Origin of the sequence: Geomobilimonas luticola (assembly GCF_018476905.1) — a bacterium.
Taxonomy (GTDB): Bacteria; Desulfobacterota; Desulfuromonadia; order Geobacterales; family Geobacteraceae; genus Geomobilimonas; species Geomobilimonas luticola.
Genome location: NZ_JAHCVK010000001.1, coordinates 702353 through 717200 on the forward strand (window position 1 = coordinate 702353; position 14848 = coordinate 717200).

A 14848-nucleotide genomic window follows, 5' to 3' on the forward strand; every position below is an offset into this window, starting at 1 on the left:
TATCGGATGATTCCGTCGATTCCGTGACCGATTGCCTTTCGACAGGAGTTACTGCATGAATACAACCGTACCGGTAACCGCTCCCGGCGTCTTCAACCGCCTGAACCTGGCCCAGGCCCTGGGGGCGCTGAACGACAACCTGATCAAGTTGATCATCGTCTTTTTTCTTGTCGGCCGGCAGGGCCCGGCAGCAGCCGGTACCATCGCCGCCATCGGCAGCGCCGCCTTCGTCGCCCCCTTTCTCGTCTTCTCCGCCCTGGCCGGCTCCCTGGCCGATCGCTACCCGAAACAGCGGGTCATCGTCGGCGTCAAGCTCCTGGAGGTCGGCATCGCCCTGCTGGCCGGTGCCGGCCTGTATTTAGGGGTCTCCCCGCTGCTCTATCTGACGGTCTTTCTCCTTGGTACCCACAGTGCCCTGCTGGCGCCGGCCAAATACGGCATCGTCCCCGAGCTCGTGGAACGGGAGGAGCTCTCCCTGGCCAACAGCCGCCTGGAGATGTTCTCGTTCATGGCGATCATCGGCGGCACCGCACTGGCACCTTTCCTGGTTCAGGCGAGTGGCGGCCGTCACGGCCTGGCTTCCTTGGCCGGCGTCGTGGTTGCCGGCGCCGGCCTGCTGCTTGCCCTTTCCCTTCCCCCGACCGCCACGGCCGGCCCCGGCCGGCGACTTACGGTCATGCCGACCAGCTATTTCCGTACCCTCCGGGACCTGCGCGGTGATGGTTACCTCCTCCTCACGGTGCTGGGGGCGGCCTATTTTCTCTTTGTCGGCGCTTTCTGCCAGCTGAATCTCCTCCCTTACGGCATGGCCCGTCTCGGCCTCAGCCAGGAGGAGAGCGGCTACCTGTTCCTGGCCGCCGCCTTCGGCATCGGTCTCGGTTCGCTTCTTGCCGGGCGCCTGTCCGGGCGGACCGTCGAATTCGGCGTGGTTCCCATCGGCGCGGTCGGCCTTACCCTCTGCGCTTTTGCCCTTCATGCCGCACCGGCCGCCCTTCCGTTCGTGCTCCTCCTGGTTTTCCTGTTCGGCATCTCCGCAGGGCTCTTCATCGTCCCGCTCCAGGCCTTCATCCAGCTCCGTAGCCCCGCCGACCGGCGGGGGGAGATACAGGCTGCATCCAGCTTTCTCAGCTGGGTCGGGGTGCTCCTCGCCTCGGGGCTCCTCTGGTTTCTCTCCGGCCCCCTCGGTGTCTCGCCGGGCGGGTGCTTCACGGTGCTCGCCTGCATCACCATGGTCCTCTCCCTCATCACCCTCCGGGTGCTTCCCGACTTCCTCCTTCGTTTCGTCGCCCTCATGGTGATGCGGGTCTGCTACCGGATCAGGGTCGTCGACGGCCGCTTCGTGCCGAGCGAAGGTCCGGCGCTTCTGGTCGCCAACCATGTCTCCTGGGTGGATGCCCTCCTTCTCATCGCCACCCAGCAGCGGCGCATCCGCTTCGTCATGGACCGGCAGATCTATGAAACGCCGGTGCTGAAACAGCTCTGCCGGCTGATGCGGGTCATCCCCGTCTCGTCGAAAGACGGCCGCAAGGGGTTGGTGGAATTCATTGCCACCGCCCGCGCGGCACTGGATGAAGGGTATCTGGTCTGCATCTTCGCCGAGGGGGCCATCACCCGGAGCGGGATGCTCGGCGAATTCAAGGGGGGCTTCGAACGGATCGTCAAGGGGACCGACTATCCGATCATCCCGGTCTACATCGGCGGTGCCTGGGGGAGCATCCTCTCCTATGCCCATGGCCGGCTTCTCTCACGCTGGCCGACCCTCTTCCCCTACCGGATGACCATCATCTTCGGCGCACCCCTCCCGGCGGAGAGGGCGGCGACGGACGTCCGGCAGTCGGTCATGGAGCTTTCCTGCGCCTGGTTCGAGTCGCGCAAGCCGCGGCGCCGCTCCCTCGCGGAGCAGTTCGTTGAATCTGCGCGAGGTAACTGGAGCCGGCACGCCATCTCCGACACGGGGGGGAAGGTACTCCGTTATGGCGAGGCGTTGACCGGGGCGGTTCTCATGGCCGGGAAGCTGGACGGTCTTGTCGCCGGCCAGGATAAGGTCGGCCTCCTCCTCCCCCCGTCGGCGGGGGGGGCTCTGGCGAACATCGCCGTAACCATGATGGGGAAAGTGCCGGTCAACCTCAACTACACGGCATCTCCCGAGGGTATCCGTTCGGCAGTGGAGCAGTGTGGCATCCGTGCCATCGTTACCTCCCGGGCCTTCCTGGAAAGGCTCGGCTCTCTCCCCGAACTGGAGGGGATGGTTTTCTTGGAGGAGATCATGGCAGGAACCACGCCGGGTGAGAAGCGGGTTGCCTGGCTCAAGGCCCGCTTCCTGCCGCGCAAAGCCCTGGTCAGTACGGAAGCCTTTTCCGCAGACAGCGTCGCCACCATCATCTTTTCCTCAGGCAGCACCGGTGAGCCCAAGGGGGTGGTGCTCTCCCACCACAATATCCAGTCCAACCTGGAGGCGCTCCGGATGGTGTTCCGGGTCTCCCCCCGCGACAACATCTGCTCGGCGCTCCCCTTTTTCCACTCCCTGGGGTTCACCGGCACCCTCTGGCTGCCGCTGGTCTCCGGCTTCTCCGCCGCCTATCACCCCAATCCCCTTGACGGCGAGACCATCGCGCGGGTGGTCCGGGAACACGGCTCCACCCTCCTCATTGCTACCCCCACCTTCCTCCTTGCCTACCTGCGGCGGGCAAAGAAGGAGGACTTCGCCACCCTGCGCCTTGTCATCACCGGCGCCGAGAAGCTGAAGGCAAGGGTGGCCGACTCCTTCCAGGAAAAGTTCGGCATCCGCCCCCTGGAGGGGTACGGCGCCACCGAACTGTCGCCGGTCATCACCCTGAGCCTGCCGGACGTGGAGATCGACGGGGTGCGGCAGAAGGGGGTGAAGGAGGGGAGCGTCGGCCACCCGATCCCGGGGGTGGCGCTCAGGGTGGTCGATCCGGAGAGCGGTGCAATCCTTCCCCCGGGGGAGGCGGGACTCGTGCTGGTCAAGGGGCCGAACGTCATGCTCGGCTACCTGAATCGCCCGGACAAGACCGCCGAGGTGGTCAGGGACGGCTGGTACGTCACCGGCGATATCGGCGTCATGGATCAGGACGGCTTTCTCCGGATTACCGACCGGTTGTCCCGCTTCAGCAAGATCGGCGGGGAGATGGTCTCCCACGGGGCGGTGGAGGACGAACTGCACGCCCGGCTGGGGGAGCAGCAGGTAGTTGCGGTCACCTCCATCCCCGACGAGAAGCGGGGAGAGCGGCTGGTGGTCCTCTATACGAAAGGGATTACGGATAGCGCGAGCCTGCACCGGCTCATGGGAGAGAGTTCGCTTCCCAACCTCTGGAAGCCGGGGAAGGAGTGCTACCTGGAGGTGGAGGCGTTGCCGGTTCTCGGGACCGGCAAGCTCGACCTGAAGGGGATCAGGGAGATTGCCCTGGCGGCGCTGGGGGAGTAGGTCCCTGGATGGTTTGACTTGATGCGCAAAGGATTTAGACTTGGTACTACCGTAACGCCATGTTGCAAAGGATGTGGTTGATGAAATCGAATGTCCTGATACTTGGTGCCTTCCTGATTGCCATCGGCGTCGTTTCCGGCTGCGCCTCCCTTCTCCCCTCCGGAAAGGATGAGACCCGTTCTCCCTGGAAGAGCTTCGACGAGGCCAAGGCCGCCTACGACCGGGTCGTTCCCAACAGTACGAACGTGGCCCAGCTCCGGGACATCGGGTTCAACGTCTATTCGACGCCGAACGTGCGGATCCTCAACTACGTGGATATCGCCCAGGCCACCCAGACCATCGGAAAGGAAGAGCTTGCAGAAGGTTTCCGGAAGTGTCTCCAGGCAAAAAACGGCTGCCGGGGATATGTGCTGGAGCCGAAGAACATCCGGAGCAAGCGGCACGGCAATCTCTTGCTCGATATCCTTAATTTCAGAAGAAAGTCAAAGGAGACGGGATGGAGATTCAGGGTGCTGTTTGTCGTCGTTGACGATATTGTCGTCGAAAAACTCTGGAGCGGCGAACCGATGATCGAGGCGGAGAGGGATGTGAAGAACCCCCTCGGCCCCTTTCAGGAGGCAGGCTCCCTGCTGCCGAAGCTCTGGTAGCGTAATCCGACTATCTTCTTCATCGACCGGGTCGCATTGTGTAGGGACATAACACGTACATTCTATGTGCATCAAATGCATATCACGTTCCGGCCCATATCCTCCCTGGTTCACACTCCCCCACGATAATGCCAATGATATCCGCGTAGTACCATCACCTGCCCGTCTTTGGCACGCTCCCTGCCATAGTGGATTCAGAAGCCACAATGCCGCAACAGGGAGGGAATCATGGAAAGCTTTTTTCCCAGACTGGCCGTTGCCGTTATTCCGCTGGTCCTCCTCGTCACGCTGGTCGTCATTCTTGATAGCCGACAGACGGAGGACGTATGAACCCGGTCTCTATCATCATCGGCGCCCTCATCGGCGGGTTCCTGGGAAAATGGGGAGGTATGGTCGGCGGGGCTGTGATCGGTTACCTGTTGGGGGAGCTGGCAGGGATGGGGGAGCGGCTGGCGGAACTGGAGAACGATGTCGTACGTCTGCGGAAGCTCGTGAAACCAGGAGCCGATGAGTTTTCCAGGCCGGCGGCGCCGCAATCCGCCCATCCGTCATCGTCCGGCAGCGCACCTGAGACACCCGTCGCCACCCTGCAGGTTGCGACCTCAGGCGAATCCCCCTCCCCGGCCAGGGAAACCGCTCCTTCGGCGGTAACGGTTTCGCATCGGGAAGAAACGGCCCAGACGGATTTCGTGTTCCAGAGGGTGGAAGAGCCGGTTCCTCCCCGTTGTGAGCCACATCCGTCAAATCCCGTCAGTGACCTGTTGGGGCGTCTCTTCAGCGGTGAGAACCTGCTGGTGAAGGTCGGCGTGGTCATTCTCTTTTTCGGCGTTTCGTTCCTCGTCAAATACGCCGCTCAGCACGGCATGTTTCCGCTGGAGCTGCGGCTGGCGTCTGCTGCCCTTGGCGGCTGTGTCCTTGTCGCCACCGGCTGGCACCTGCGCAACCGCCGCGCTGCCTATGCCCAGGTCATCCAGGGGGGCGGGGTCGGCATCCTCTACCTGACCACCTTCGCGGCCATGCGGCTCTACCATCTCGTTCCCACCATGGCCGGCTTTTTCTTCCTGGTGACGATCTGCGCGCTCGCCGCCATGCTGGCGGTCATGCAGGATTCTTCCCCTCTGGCGGTACTCGGTACCGCCGGCGGCTTCCTCGCTCCCGAGCTTGCCTCCGTCGGGAGCGACAGCCCAACAATGCTCTTCAGCTACTACCTGGTCCTTAATGCGGGTATCATCGGCATTGCCCGGTACCGTGCCTGGCGCAGCCTCAACCTGCTCGGTTTCGTCTTCACCTTCATCGTCAGTGCGGCATGGGGGGGACGGTATTACCGACCGGAGTACTTTGCTGCGGTGGAGCCGTTCCTCATCCTCTTCTTTCTTGTCTACACCGGCGTGGCGATCCTTTTTGCCCGGCGGCAGCAACCGGCATTGAAGGGATACCTTGACGGCACCCTGGTGTTCGGCACCCCCATCGTCGCCTTCGCCCTCCAGGCCGGGCTGGTGAACAACTTTGAATTCGGCCTGGCCTGGAGCTCCTTTGTCCTCGGCCTCTTCTACCTGGGGCTCGCCCTCGTCCTTTTCCGCCTGGCCCCCCATACCATGCGCCCCTTCTGCGACGCCTTCCTCGCCTTCGGCATCGTCTTTGCCACCCTGGCCATTCCGCTCGCCTTCGATGGGAGATGGACCGCCGCGGCCTGGGGAGTGGAGGGCGCGGCCCTCGTCTGGGCAGGGTTGCGACAGGAAAGGCTGATGGCACGAGGCTTCGGCTACCTGCTCCTCATCGGCTCCGGCGTGGCATTCTTGGCCGATGCGGGGAGCCCGACCGGCAGTTGGCCGGTGCTGAACGGTTTCTATACCGGCTGCCTCATGCTGAGCGGCGCCTCCCTCTTCTCCGCATACCAGCTCTATCGCCAGAACCACCGGCTCGATTCGTGGGAAGCCGGTGTCGGCACGCTGCTGTTTGCCTGGGGGATGGTCTGGTGGTTCGGCAGCGGTCTCCATGAAATCGACCGTCATCTGCCTGCCGACGTCCGCTTCGGCTGCTTCCTCACCTTCATTGCGCTTTCCTGCGGCAGCTGCCAGCTTATCCGTCCCCGCCTCGCCTGGCCTCTCCTGGATGTCCCCTTCCTGGGGCTTCTGCCGGCCATGGTCGTCTTTGCCGCGGTGCAGCTGCTGACCGGCGTGGCACATCCGGCGGGGGAGGGGGGATACTTCGCCTGGCCCCTTGCTTTCGTCGTGCTCTACGCCATTCTGTGGAACCAGGAAGAACGCTACTCCCTCTTCGGCAGCTTCCACGCAGCCGCCCTCTGGCTTCTGGCAGCCCTTGGCGCGTGGGAACTCCATTGGCAGATCGGCTGCCGGCTGCCGGGAATGGCGACCTGGGCCTTGACCGCCTGGGGAGTGGTCCCTTCACTGCTGGCGCTCATGGTCATCCGCCGGGGCGAAGCCATCAATTGGCCGGTTGCGCGGCATTACGGCGCCTATTTCGGACTCGGGACCGGTCCGCTTGTGCTGTGTGCTTGGCTCTGGGTCATCGGCGTCAACCTCACCAATGGGGGGAATCCCTGGCCGCTTCCCTATCTGCCGTTTCTCAATCCTCTCGACTGTGCCACCGCTCTGGTGCTGTTCACGCTGGCAGCCTGGTACCAAAAAGCTGACACCATGTACGCCGACCTTCCCCACGGTGCCCTGCGGACGCTCTTTGCCGCCACCGGCTTCATCTGGCTCAACGCCATCCTGCTCCGCACCATCCATCACTGGGGAGGGATACCGTTCACCACCCACGCCCTTTTCCACTCCATGCTCGTCCAGGCGGCCCTCTCCATCTTCTGGAGCCTTCTGGCGCTGGTGGTCATGACCATGGCCACCCGGCGCACCCTCCGTGGCCTCTGGGGCACGGGAGCCGGTCTTCTCGCCGCCGTGGTGGGGAAGCTCTTTCTCGTCGATCTGGCAAGCAGCGGTACCGTGGAGCGGATTGTCTCCTTCGTGGTGGTCGGCATCCTCCTCCTGGTCATCGACTGGTTCGCGCCGGTTCCACCGCGTACCGGGGAAGGGGGTGGGGCATGAAACGGCTGGTCCTCGGATCAATTCTCTTTCTCGCCACGGCAACGACCGTCCTGGCCGATTCACCTGCCCCGCGGGATTTCGCCTGGGGGCAGTCGCTGATAACCACCGAAAACGAGGCGCTCCACGAACTGTCCCTTCCGGTCGATGTCTATCTCTGGTCACGGCAGCCGGGCCTGGCCGATATTCGCGTCTTCAACAACAACGGTGAACTGGTTCCCGCCATCCTCCTGCCAGCTCTCGCACCTCCGCCAGTGCCTGTTATTACCCGGCCTTTGCGGCTCTTTCCGGTGAAGGCTGCATCGATCGGGAACGCTGGGGGTATGGCGCTCCACGCCAGGACCGACCGGAACGGCACCATCATCACTCTGAACACCAGCCAGGCAACTGCGGGGGAGAAACCGCCGGCCGTCTACATCGTCGATGCATCTTCACTTGAACAGCAGGTGGCGGGGATGGAGTTTGAGTGGGAAACTCCGTCCCGCAATTACCTCGGCATGGTAACGGTTGCTGCCAGTGATGACCTCCAGAACTGGAAAACCCTCGCCATTGCACCCGTAGCAAGCCTCCGGCAGAAGGGGGACGTCCTGGAACAGCGGACGGTGGAATTTACTCCCATCAGGTCAAAGTATTTCCGGCTCACTCTTACGCCGCAACAGGAGGCGCCTCGACTCGACGGTGCGGCTGTCCGACTGTCCACCGCAACCGCCGAACCGAACCGGCAGTGGCGTCCCCTGGCCACCGTTCCGGGCAGGGAGCGGGCCGGCGACTACCACTTCGATACCGGCGGGCAGCTGCCGGTGGACCGCCTCCGGGTCCGGTTTCCGGAAACCAATACCCTGGTGCGGGCCTGCATCTACTCCCGCCCAAACGACAAGTCCCCCTGGGCATTCCGGCAATCGGCGCTTCTCTACCAGCTTAACCAGGGAGGCGGTGAACTGGCCAGTCCCCCCACGTCATTTACCGCGTGTGCCGACCGTTACTGGCTTGTGCGGGTCGAGCAGGATGGCGGCGGCATCGGCACGGGGCGTCCCCAGGTGGAGATCGGCTGGATTCCCCACCGGCTCGTTTTCGTTGCCCGTGGCCCTGCACCGTTCCTCCTCGCCTACGGCAGCGGCAGAGACGGTCTCTCTCCCCTCGGGGACGACGCGCTGCAGACAGGGCTCCGCAAAGACCAACGGGAACGGCTCATGCCTGCGCCAGCCAGTGTCGGCCCCCGCCAGGAGCTTGGCGGGAAAGAAGCCCTTCGTACCCGCATTCCCCCGACTACCTGGAAAAAGCTGTTCCTCTGGGGAATTCTCACCCTTGGTGTGGCGCTGCTGGCCGGGATGGCGTGGCGGTTGCGGCGGGAGATGGGCAGAGAGGACCGCCCGCAATGATGCGCAGGCATAGGAGTGCGCCCGAATTTTACGAGTCCTCCCCGGAAAACCGGTTGTCTTTGCGCGTTAATCACAGTATCTTTGCCATGGTCTGCTTCCGGGGAGGTGTACAACGATGAAAATGGCTATTAACGGCGTTGCAGTCATCCTGGTCGCCTTCATGGCACCATCCCCGATCCTTGCCGGCAACGGAGTCGTCTCTCCTTCCGCCGTCCACCTCCCCGAAAGTGCCCGCATCTCCGAGCGGATCTACAACCTGCCGGGACTCTCCAACGTGGGGAGGATCGCACCGGGGATCTACCGGGGGGCGCAGCCGGGGGCGGAGGGGTATGGGACCCTGAAGAAGATGGGGATCAGGACCGTCATCGACTTCCGCACCACCGACAACGAACGGCGGCAGGTGGAAGAGGCGGGAATGCGGGCTATCGCCGTCCCTATCGAGATGTCCCGTGACGGCCTCAGGGAGAAGGTGGACCGGGTGGTGGCACTCATGGCCGACCCGGCCAACCAGCCGGTCTTCATCCATTGCCGTCATGGCCAGGACCGGACCGGTATCGTCGCTGCCGCCTACCGGATGAAGGTGGAAGGGTGGTCCTTGAAGGACGCGGAGACTGAGATGCAGTCTTTCGGCTTCAACGACGTCTGGGTGAACTTCAAAAAGTTCATCAGGAATTACGCCCAGGACACCACGAAGAGGTAGGTGCGGGGGCACGCCCCCTATGAGATTTTGCGTACGGAGACTATATCCATGAAATTTTTCACCCCTTCCATCGCCTGCCTGCTCGTCATTGCCCTCTCCCTCCCCGGTCCCGCTGTATCCGGCTCCCTGCGGGAATTGGCCCGGTCCGGGACGAAGAAAGGGGCGCCGGAAGGTTGCCCCGGCCACCTCGTCACTGCCCACGGTGCCGGCCGGGCGGCCATCGAAGCCTCGCTGAACAACGAGATCATCAATTTCCGGACTCTGGCGGAACATGCTCTGGCCCTGCGTGCGGAAACCATCAAGGTAGGGAAGAGCGTAAAGGAGAAGATGGAACAAGGGAAACCCCTGTCGGGAGATGACCTGGATCTCCTCAACCAGGGCATTGTCCAGCACCTGGCGCTTCGCGAGGAGCTCCTGGCCGTGGCGGAATCCCATGAGTGCTGGCTTGACGCATCTGGCAAGGAGCTTGACGCTCTCGGCATAACCCCGGAGACCCGTCTCAAAGGGGTAATGCTTTCCCTTTCCGCGGCCCTCGTCCTCTACGACAACTACCTGCTGGCGGTGTCCCTCTTCGAAGGGGACGGCAAACTGCGGCGGTTGCTCAACGAGCGGGACCCGGGGTACGCGGTGAACAGCGCGGCCCTGGCCAGGGTTACCCTCAACTACAACTCCATCGTCAACCGGAACAGGGTGCGCAAGGCGATCAAATTCTACGAACAGGAGGCGGGCAAGCAGGGACTCACCGAAACCCCCGGGATGTCCTACGTGAATACCCTCATCGCCCAGAGTCCTTCTTTCTCAATGGTCAAGGAGTGGTCCCCCTTCTACATCGTGGGCCGCAAGCTCGGCTTCCTCGGCGCCGTGACCAGTGATACCGTGACCGGCTTGGAGCGGGACGGGGTGAGTCTCTTCAGCATGGTTTTCGGCAATGCGGTCGGTCTGGTGGAGACCCGCAAGGGGAAGCTCTACGGCCGGAAGGAGGTACTGGGTGAGGTGAAGGGTTCCCTCCGGGCGGGGGACATTCTGCTGGAGAAGACCCCCTTCCGGCTGACGGACAAGCTCATCCCCGGCTACTGGGGGCATGCGGCGGTCTGGATCGGCACGGAAGGGGAGTTGAAGGAACTGGGAATATGGAATAACCCGGTGGTGGCCAGCCATCACGAAGATATCCGCTCCGGCAGACTGGTGGTGGAGGCGCTCCGCTCCGGGGTGGAGATGAACAGCCTGGACCACTTCCTCAACATCGACAGCATCGGCATCCTGCGCAAGCCCGCCAGCGGCAGGGAGGAGCGGGCCCGGACCATCATCCAGGCCCTGCGGCAGGTGGGGAAACCGTACGATTTCAATTTCGACGTGGAGTCGAAGGAGCGGGTCTACTGTTCCAAGCTGGTCTATCTCTGCTATGGCGGCATGGACTGGCCCACCAAGAAATCCCTCGGCCGGACCACCTTCACCCCCGATGATGTGGCGAAGAAGGTGACCCGGGAGGGGACCCTCCAGCTTGTCACCTTCTACCATGACGGCAAACGGGTAAACGAGACGCCGACGGCCCGGATGGCGGAGTTGATGGGGATGGCGAACGGAAAGCAGGTGTCGTTCAACAGTCTGCGGTGATTACCGGGTTGTTTTGCCCTGCCGTTGTGGTATGATTTCTCCACCGATGTTCCCCAGAAGCCTTTCTGTATCTCTTTTCCGTCAAGGAGTGCCCATCATGAAACCGTTTGCCCTTATCCTGCTCGGGGCCGTTACCTGTATTTCCGGCTGCGCCATGTTTACGGCATGGAAGACCATCCCGCCTCCCGGGGGGTGCGACCAGTGCCATACGGTACCCATCAGCGCCAACTGGCAGGTTGCCTACAAGGCGCCCATGCTTTCCGACGAGCGGGGAGGGGAGTATTTCCAGACCGCCCAGCAGACCATGCCCCAGCCCTCGCGTCCCGCCTCCGCCCTTGAACTGCGCAAGGTGGAGGAACTTGCCTGCTTCGAATGCCACAAGTCTCCCACTCCCGCCCATACGGGCCGGAAAGGACGCTTCCACCATTAAACGGTCGGCGGAGCCCACAGCTTCGCGTCAGGCGCCATCCCACATCAACAGGTTGTCATTTCATGCAAAAAAACAATCGCAGAACCAAGATCATTGCGACCATTGGTCCCTCCAGCGCCGCACCGGCCATGATCGAGCAGTTGATCGTGTCGGGCGTGGACGTCTTCCGGCTCAACTTTTCCCACGGTGCCAACAAGGACAAGGCGGAGATCATCGCTGTGGTCCGGAGCATTTCCGGACGTCTCGGCAAGGCCGTGGCAATCCTGGCCGATCTCCAGGGGCCGAAGATCCGGACCGGCCGGATGGAGAACGGCGCCATCCAACTGCTCAAGGGTGATCGCCTCGACATCACCACGGACGAGGTGGTCGGCCGACCGGGGCTCATCTCCACCATCTACAAGCCACTTCCCCAGGATGTGAAGCCGGGGTCGCGCATCCTCATGGACGACGGTCTCATCGAGCTGAAGGTGCAGTCGGTGACCGGCAACACTGTCCACTGCACGGTGGTGGAGGGGGGGACCCTCAAGGACCTGAAGGGGATAAACCTCCCCGGCGTCAACGTCTCCAGCCCTTCCCTTACCCCCAAGGACCGGATCGACCTGGAGTTCTGCCTTGAGCACGGGGTTGACTATCTCGCCCTCTCCTTCGTCCGGAAGAGCTCCGACGTGGAAGAGTTGAAGCAGATCATCGCCGACCGCGGTCTGTCCACTCCGGTCATTGCCAAGATCGAGAAGCCCGAGGCGCTTCGCAACTTCAAGGCGATCCTCAAGGTGACCGACGGGGTGATGGTGGCCCGGGGGGACCTGGGGGTGGAGATCGAGGCGGAACGGGTTCCCCTCATCCAGAAGAAGATCATCCAGGCCTGCAACGCCGCCGGCAAGCCGGTCATCACCGCCACCCAGATGCTGGAATCGATGATCAACCATCCGCGGCCGACCCGTGCCGAGACCTCCGACGTGGCCAACGCCATCCTCGACGGCACCGACGGGGTCATGCTCTCCGGCGAGACCGCCTCGGGACAGTTCCCGGTTGAGGCGGTCCGGACCATGGTCAGGGTGGCCCGGGACGTGGAGAGCACCGGCCTGGTCCTCCCCCCTGCCGGTTCGGGGGCGCGTCGGTACAGCATTGCCGAGGCGGTGGCGGAGGCGGCTTGCCACGCCGCGGCGACCCTGAAGGCCCGGGCATTGGTGGTCTTCACCCAGTCGGGGAGTACCGCCGCTCTTATCTCCAAGTTCCGTCCCCAGCTGCCGATTTTCGCCTTCACCCCCTTCCTGGAGATCGAGCAGCGTCTGGCCCTCTACTGGGGGGTGCAGACCTTCCATGTCGGGAGCATGTCGGGAACGGACCAGCAGATCGAGGCCGTGGAAGAGACCCTGCTGGCTGCCGGTTTCAAGATGGGGGACGTGGTAGTTATCACCATGGGGGTGCCGATCGAACTGCGGGGCTCGACCAACCTGATCAAGGTGCACAAGCTGGGAGAGGGTTCCTGTATGTGAGCAGGACCTCCGGGCTGCTGGCGGCCATAGGGGAGAAAATGGCTATGAGAAAACTGTTCGACGAAACCAGGCTCAACGGCATGCTGCTGCAGAACCGGCTGGTCCGCTCCGCCACCTGGGAGGGGATGTGCGAGGATGACGGCCGGCCGACGGCGAAGCTCGCCGCCTACTACGGTACCCTGGCACGGGGAGGAGTCGGTCTCATCATCACCGGCTACGCCTTTATCCGCCCCGACGGCAAACAGCTTCCCGGCCAGCTCGGCATCCATACGGACAGTTTCGCCACCGACATGCTCGCCCTTACCGATGCGGTCCATAAGGAGGGGGGGAAGCTCTGTCTCCAGATGGTCCACGTGGGGGGGCAGACGAGCTCCAAGGCCATCGGCACGCAGCCGGTGGCACCATCGGCAATCAAGGTGGACCAGTATCCGGAGGAACCGGCCGAGCTCTCTTGTGACGACATCGCTGAACTGGTGGCGCTTTTCGCCGAAGGGGCTTGCCGGGCCAAAGAATACGGCTTCGATGCTGTCCAGCTCCATGCCTCCCATGGCTATCTCATCAACCAGTTCCTCTCCCCCCTCACCAACCGGCGGACGGATACTTACGGCGGAAGCGTGGAAGACCGCTGCCGTTTCCTCATGGAAGTCTACCGGAGCGTCCGGCGGGCGGTGGGCAAGGAATTCCCGGTGCTGGTCAAGCTCAACGGTGCCGACAACCTTGCCGGCGGACTCACGCTGGACGACGCGCTGGTGGCGGCCCGCCTCCTGGACGAGGAGGGGGTCGATGCCATCGAGGTGAGTGGTGGCACCCCCGCCTCCGGTGAGGAGACGCCGGTCCGGCAGGGGATCGAGACCCGGGAGCAGGAGGCCTACAACCTCTCCCTCGCCTACCGGATCAAGCAGACGGTCTCCTGCCCGGTCATGGTGGTGGGTGGGCTCCGCTCCTACGGGATCGTCGAGGGGATCGTCCGGCGGGAGGAGGCGGACTACGTCTCCATGGCGCGCCCCTTCATCCGCGAGCCGGGCCTTCCCCGCCGCTGGCAGGGGGGTGACGAATCCCGCGCCCGCTGTATCTCCTGCAACGGCTGCTTCAAGCCGGGGCTGAAAAGCGGCGGGATTTACTGCGTGGTGGACAAGATCGAGCGGGAGAGCAGGGGAACGTCGCTGTAATGGTCAATGTGATACTGCTCGTCGTCTGTTTCGGTGCCGGCATCTTTCTCCAGAAGACCGGCCGCTTTCCGACAGCCACCCCTGCGGTTCTGAACGGCTTCATCATCCACATCTCCCTCCCTGCCCTGGCGCTCCTCCATATCCACCGGCTCCACCTGGATACGTCCCTCCTTTATACCGCGGCCATGGCCTGGTGCCTGTTCGGCGCCGGCGTTCTCTTTTTCCGGGCTATCGGCAGACTGGCGGGTCTTTCCCGGGGTACCACCGGCGCCCTCATGCTCGTGGGGGGGCTGGGGAACACCTCCTTCGTCGGGCTTCCCATGATCGAGGCCTACTACGGCAAGGAATTCCTCGGGATCGGGCTCATCGCCGACCAGCTCGGGTCCTTTCTCGTCCTTTCCACCCTCGGCATCGTGGTGGCGACGGTCTACTCCTCCGGAGATCTCTCCCCCCGCCTTATGGCGCGGAAGATACTCCTCTTCCCTCCGTTCCAGGCGCTGGTCCTCGCCTTTCTCCTCATCCCTGTCCCCTTTCCCGACTGGCTCCCCCTCATCCTGCAGAAGCTGGGGGACACCCTTACCCCCCTGGCCCTTGCCTCCGTTGGCTTCCAGCTCCGCCTGAGCCACATCCGGGGGGAGCTCAAGCCCCTCTCCCTCGGTCTCCTCTACAAGCTGGTCCTCGGTCCCGCCCTCCTCACCCTTCTGTTCGTCGGTCTTTTCGGGGGAAGCGGCACGGTGATGCAGGTCACCCTTTTCGAGGCGGCCATGGCCCCCATGATCACGGCAGGGATCATCGCCGTGGACCACGACCTCAATCCCCCCCTCGTCACCCTCATGCTCGGCATCGGCATTCCCCTCTCCTTCGTCACCCTGCCGGTCTGGTGGTGGCTGCTGCGGGGGGTGTAGCGGG

The 14848-nt window shown here is 63.4% G+C and carries 10 protein-coding genes; all 10 read left to right on the forward strand.

Annotated features, from left to right (window positions below):
* The first annotated feature begins 55 nt into the window (after positions 1–55).
* The 10 genes from KI810_RS03335 (at position 56) to KI810_RS03380 (ending at position 14844) form a co-directional block, all read left to right on the forward strand.
* Complete coding sequence (locus KI810_RS03335; protein ID WP_214174043.1) at positions 56–3445, forward strand: acyl-[ACP]--phospholipid O-acyltransferase; 3390 nt, start codon at positions 56–58, stop codon at positions 3443–3445.
* A gap of 80 nt (positions 3446–3525) precedes the next feature.
* The gene (locus KI810_RS03340; RefSeq protein ID WP_214174044.1) at positions 3526–4092 is read left to right on the forward strand and encodes a hypothetical protein; all 567 of its coding nucleotides are present in this window, start codon (positions 3526–3528) and stop codon (positions 4090–4092) included.
* Positions 4093–4418: 326 nt separating this feature from the next.
* Positions 4419–7154: a DUF2339 domain-containing protein gene (locus tag KI810_RS03345; protein WP_214174045.1), complete on the forward strand. Its 2736-nt coding sequence runs from the start codon at positions 4419–4421 to the stop codon at positions 7152–7154.
* Positions 7151–8530: a DUF3999 domain-containing protein gene (locus KI810_RS03350; RefSeq protein WP_214174046.1), complete on the forward strand. Its 1380-nt coding sequence runs from the start codon at positions 7151–7153 to the stop codon at positions 8528–8530. The genes KI810_RS03345 and KI810_RS03350 overlap by 4 nt, the downstream gene beginning before the upstream one ends.
* 115 nt (positions 8531–8645) lie before the next feature.
* Positions 8646–9230, forward strand: coding sequence for a fused DSP-PTPase phosphatase/NAD kinase-like protein (locus KI810_RS03355; protein ID WP_214174047.1), 585 nt, complete (start codon positions 8646–8648; stop codon positions 9228–9230).
* Positions 9231–9278: 48 nt separating this feature from the next.
* Positions 9279–10844, forward strand: coding sequence for a YiiX/YebB-like N1pC/P60 family cysteine hydrolase (locus tag KI810_RS03360; protein WP_214174048.1), 1566 nt, complete (start codon positions 9279–9281; stop codon positions 10842–10844).
* A 97-nt stretch (positions 10845–10941) separates the two neighbouring features.
* A complete protein-coding gene (locus KI810_RS03365) occupies positions 10942–11274 on the forward strand; it encodes a cytochrome C (protein WP_214174049.1) in 333 nt (110 codons plus the stop codon).
* A gap of 62 nt (positions 11275–11336) precedes the next feature.
* On the forward strand, positions 11337–12770 hold the full coding sequence (gene pyk, locus KI810_RS03370) for a pyruvate kinase (RefSeq protein ID WP_214174050.1): 1434 nt from the start codon (positions 11337–11339) through the stop codon (positions 12768–12770).
* A 38-nt stretch (positions 12771–12808) separates the two neighbouring features.
* Positions 12809–13939, forward strand: coding sequence for an NADH:flavin oxidoreductase (locus KI810_RS03375; protein WP_246525131.1), 1131 nt, complete (start codon positions 12809–12811; stop codon positions 13937–13939).
* On the forward strand, positions 13939–14844 hold the full coding sequence (locus KI810_RS03380) for an AEC family transporter (RefSeq protein WP_214174051.1): 906 nt from the start codon (positions 13939–13941) through the stop codon (positions 14842–14844). The genes KI810_RS03375 and KI810_RS03380 overlap by 1 nt, the downstream gene beginning before the upstream one ends.
* Positions 14845–14848 lie beyond the last annotated feature (4 nt).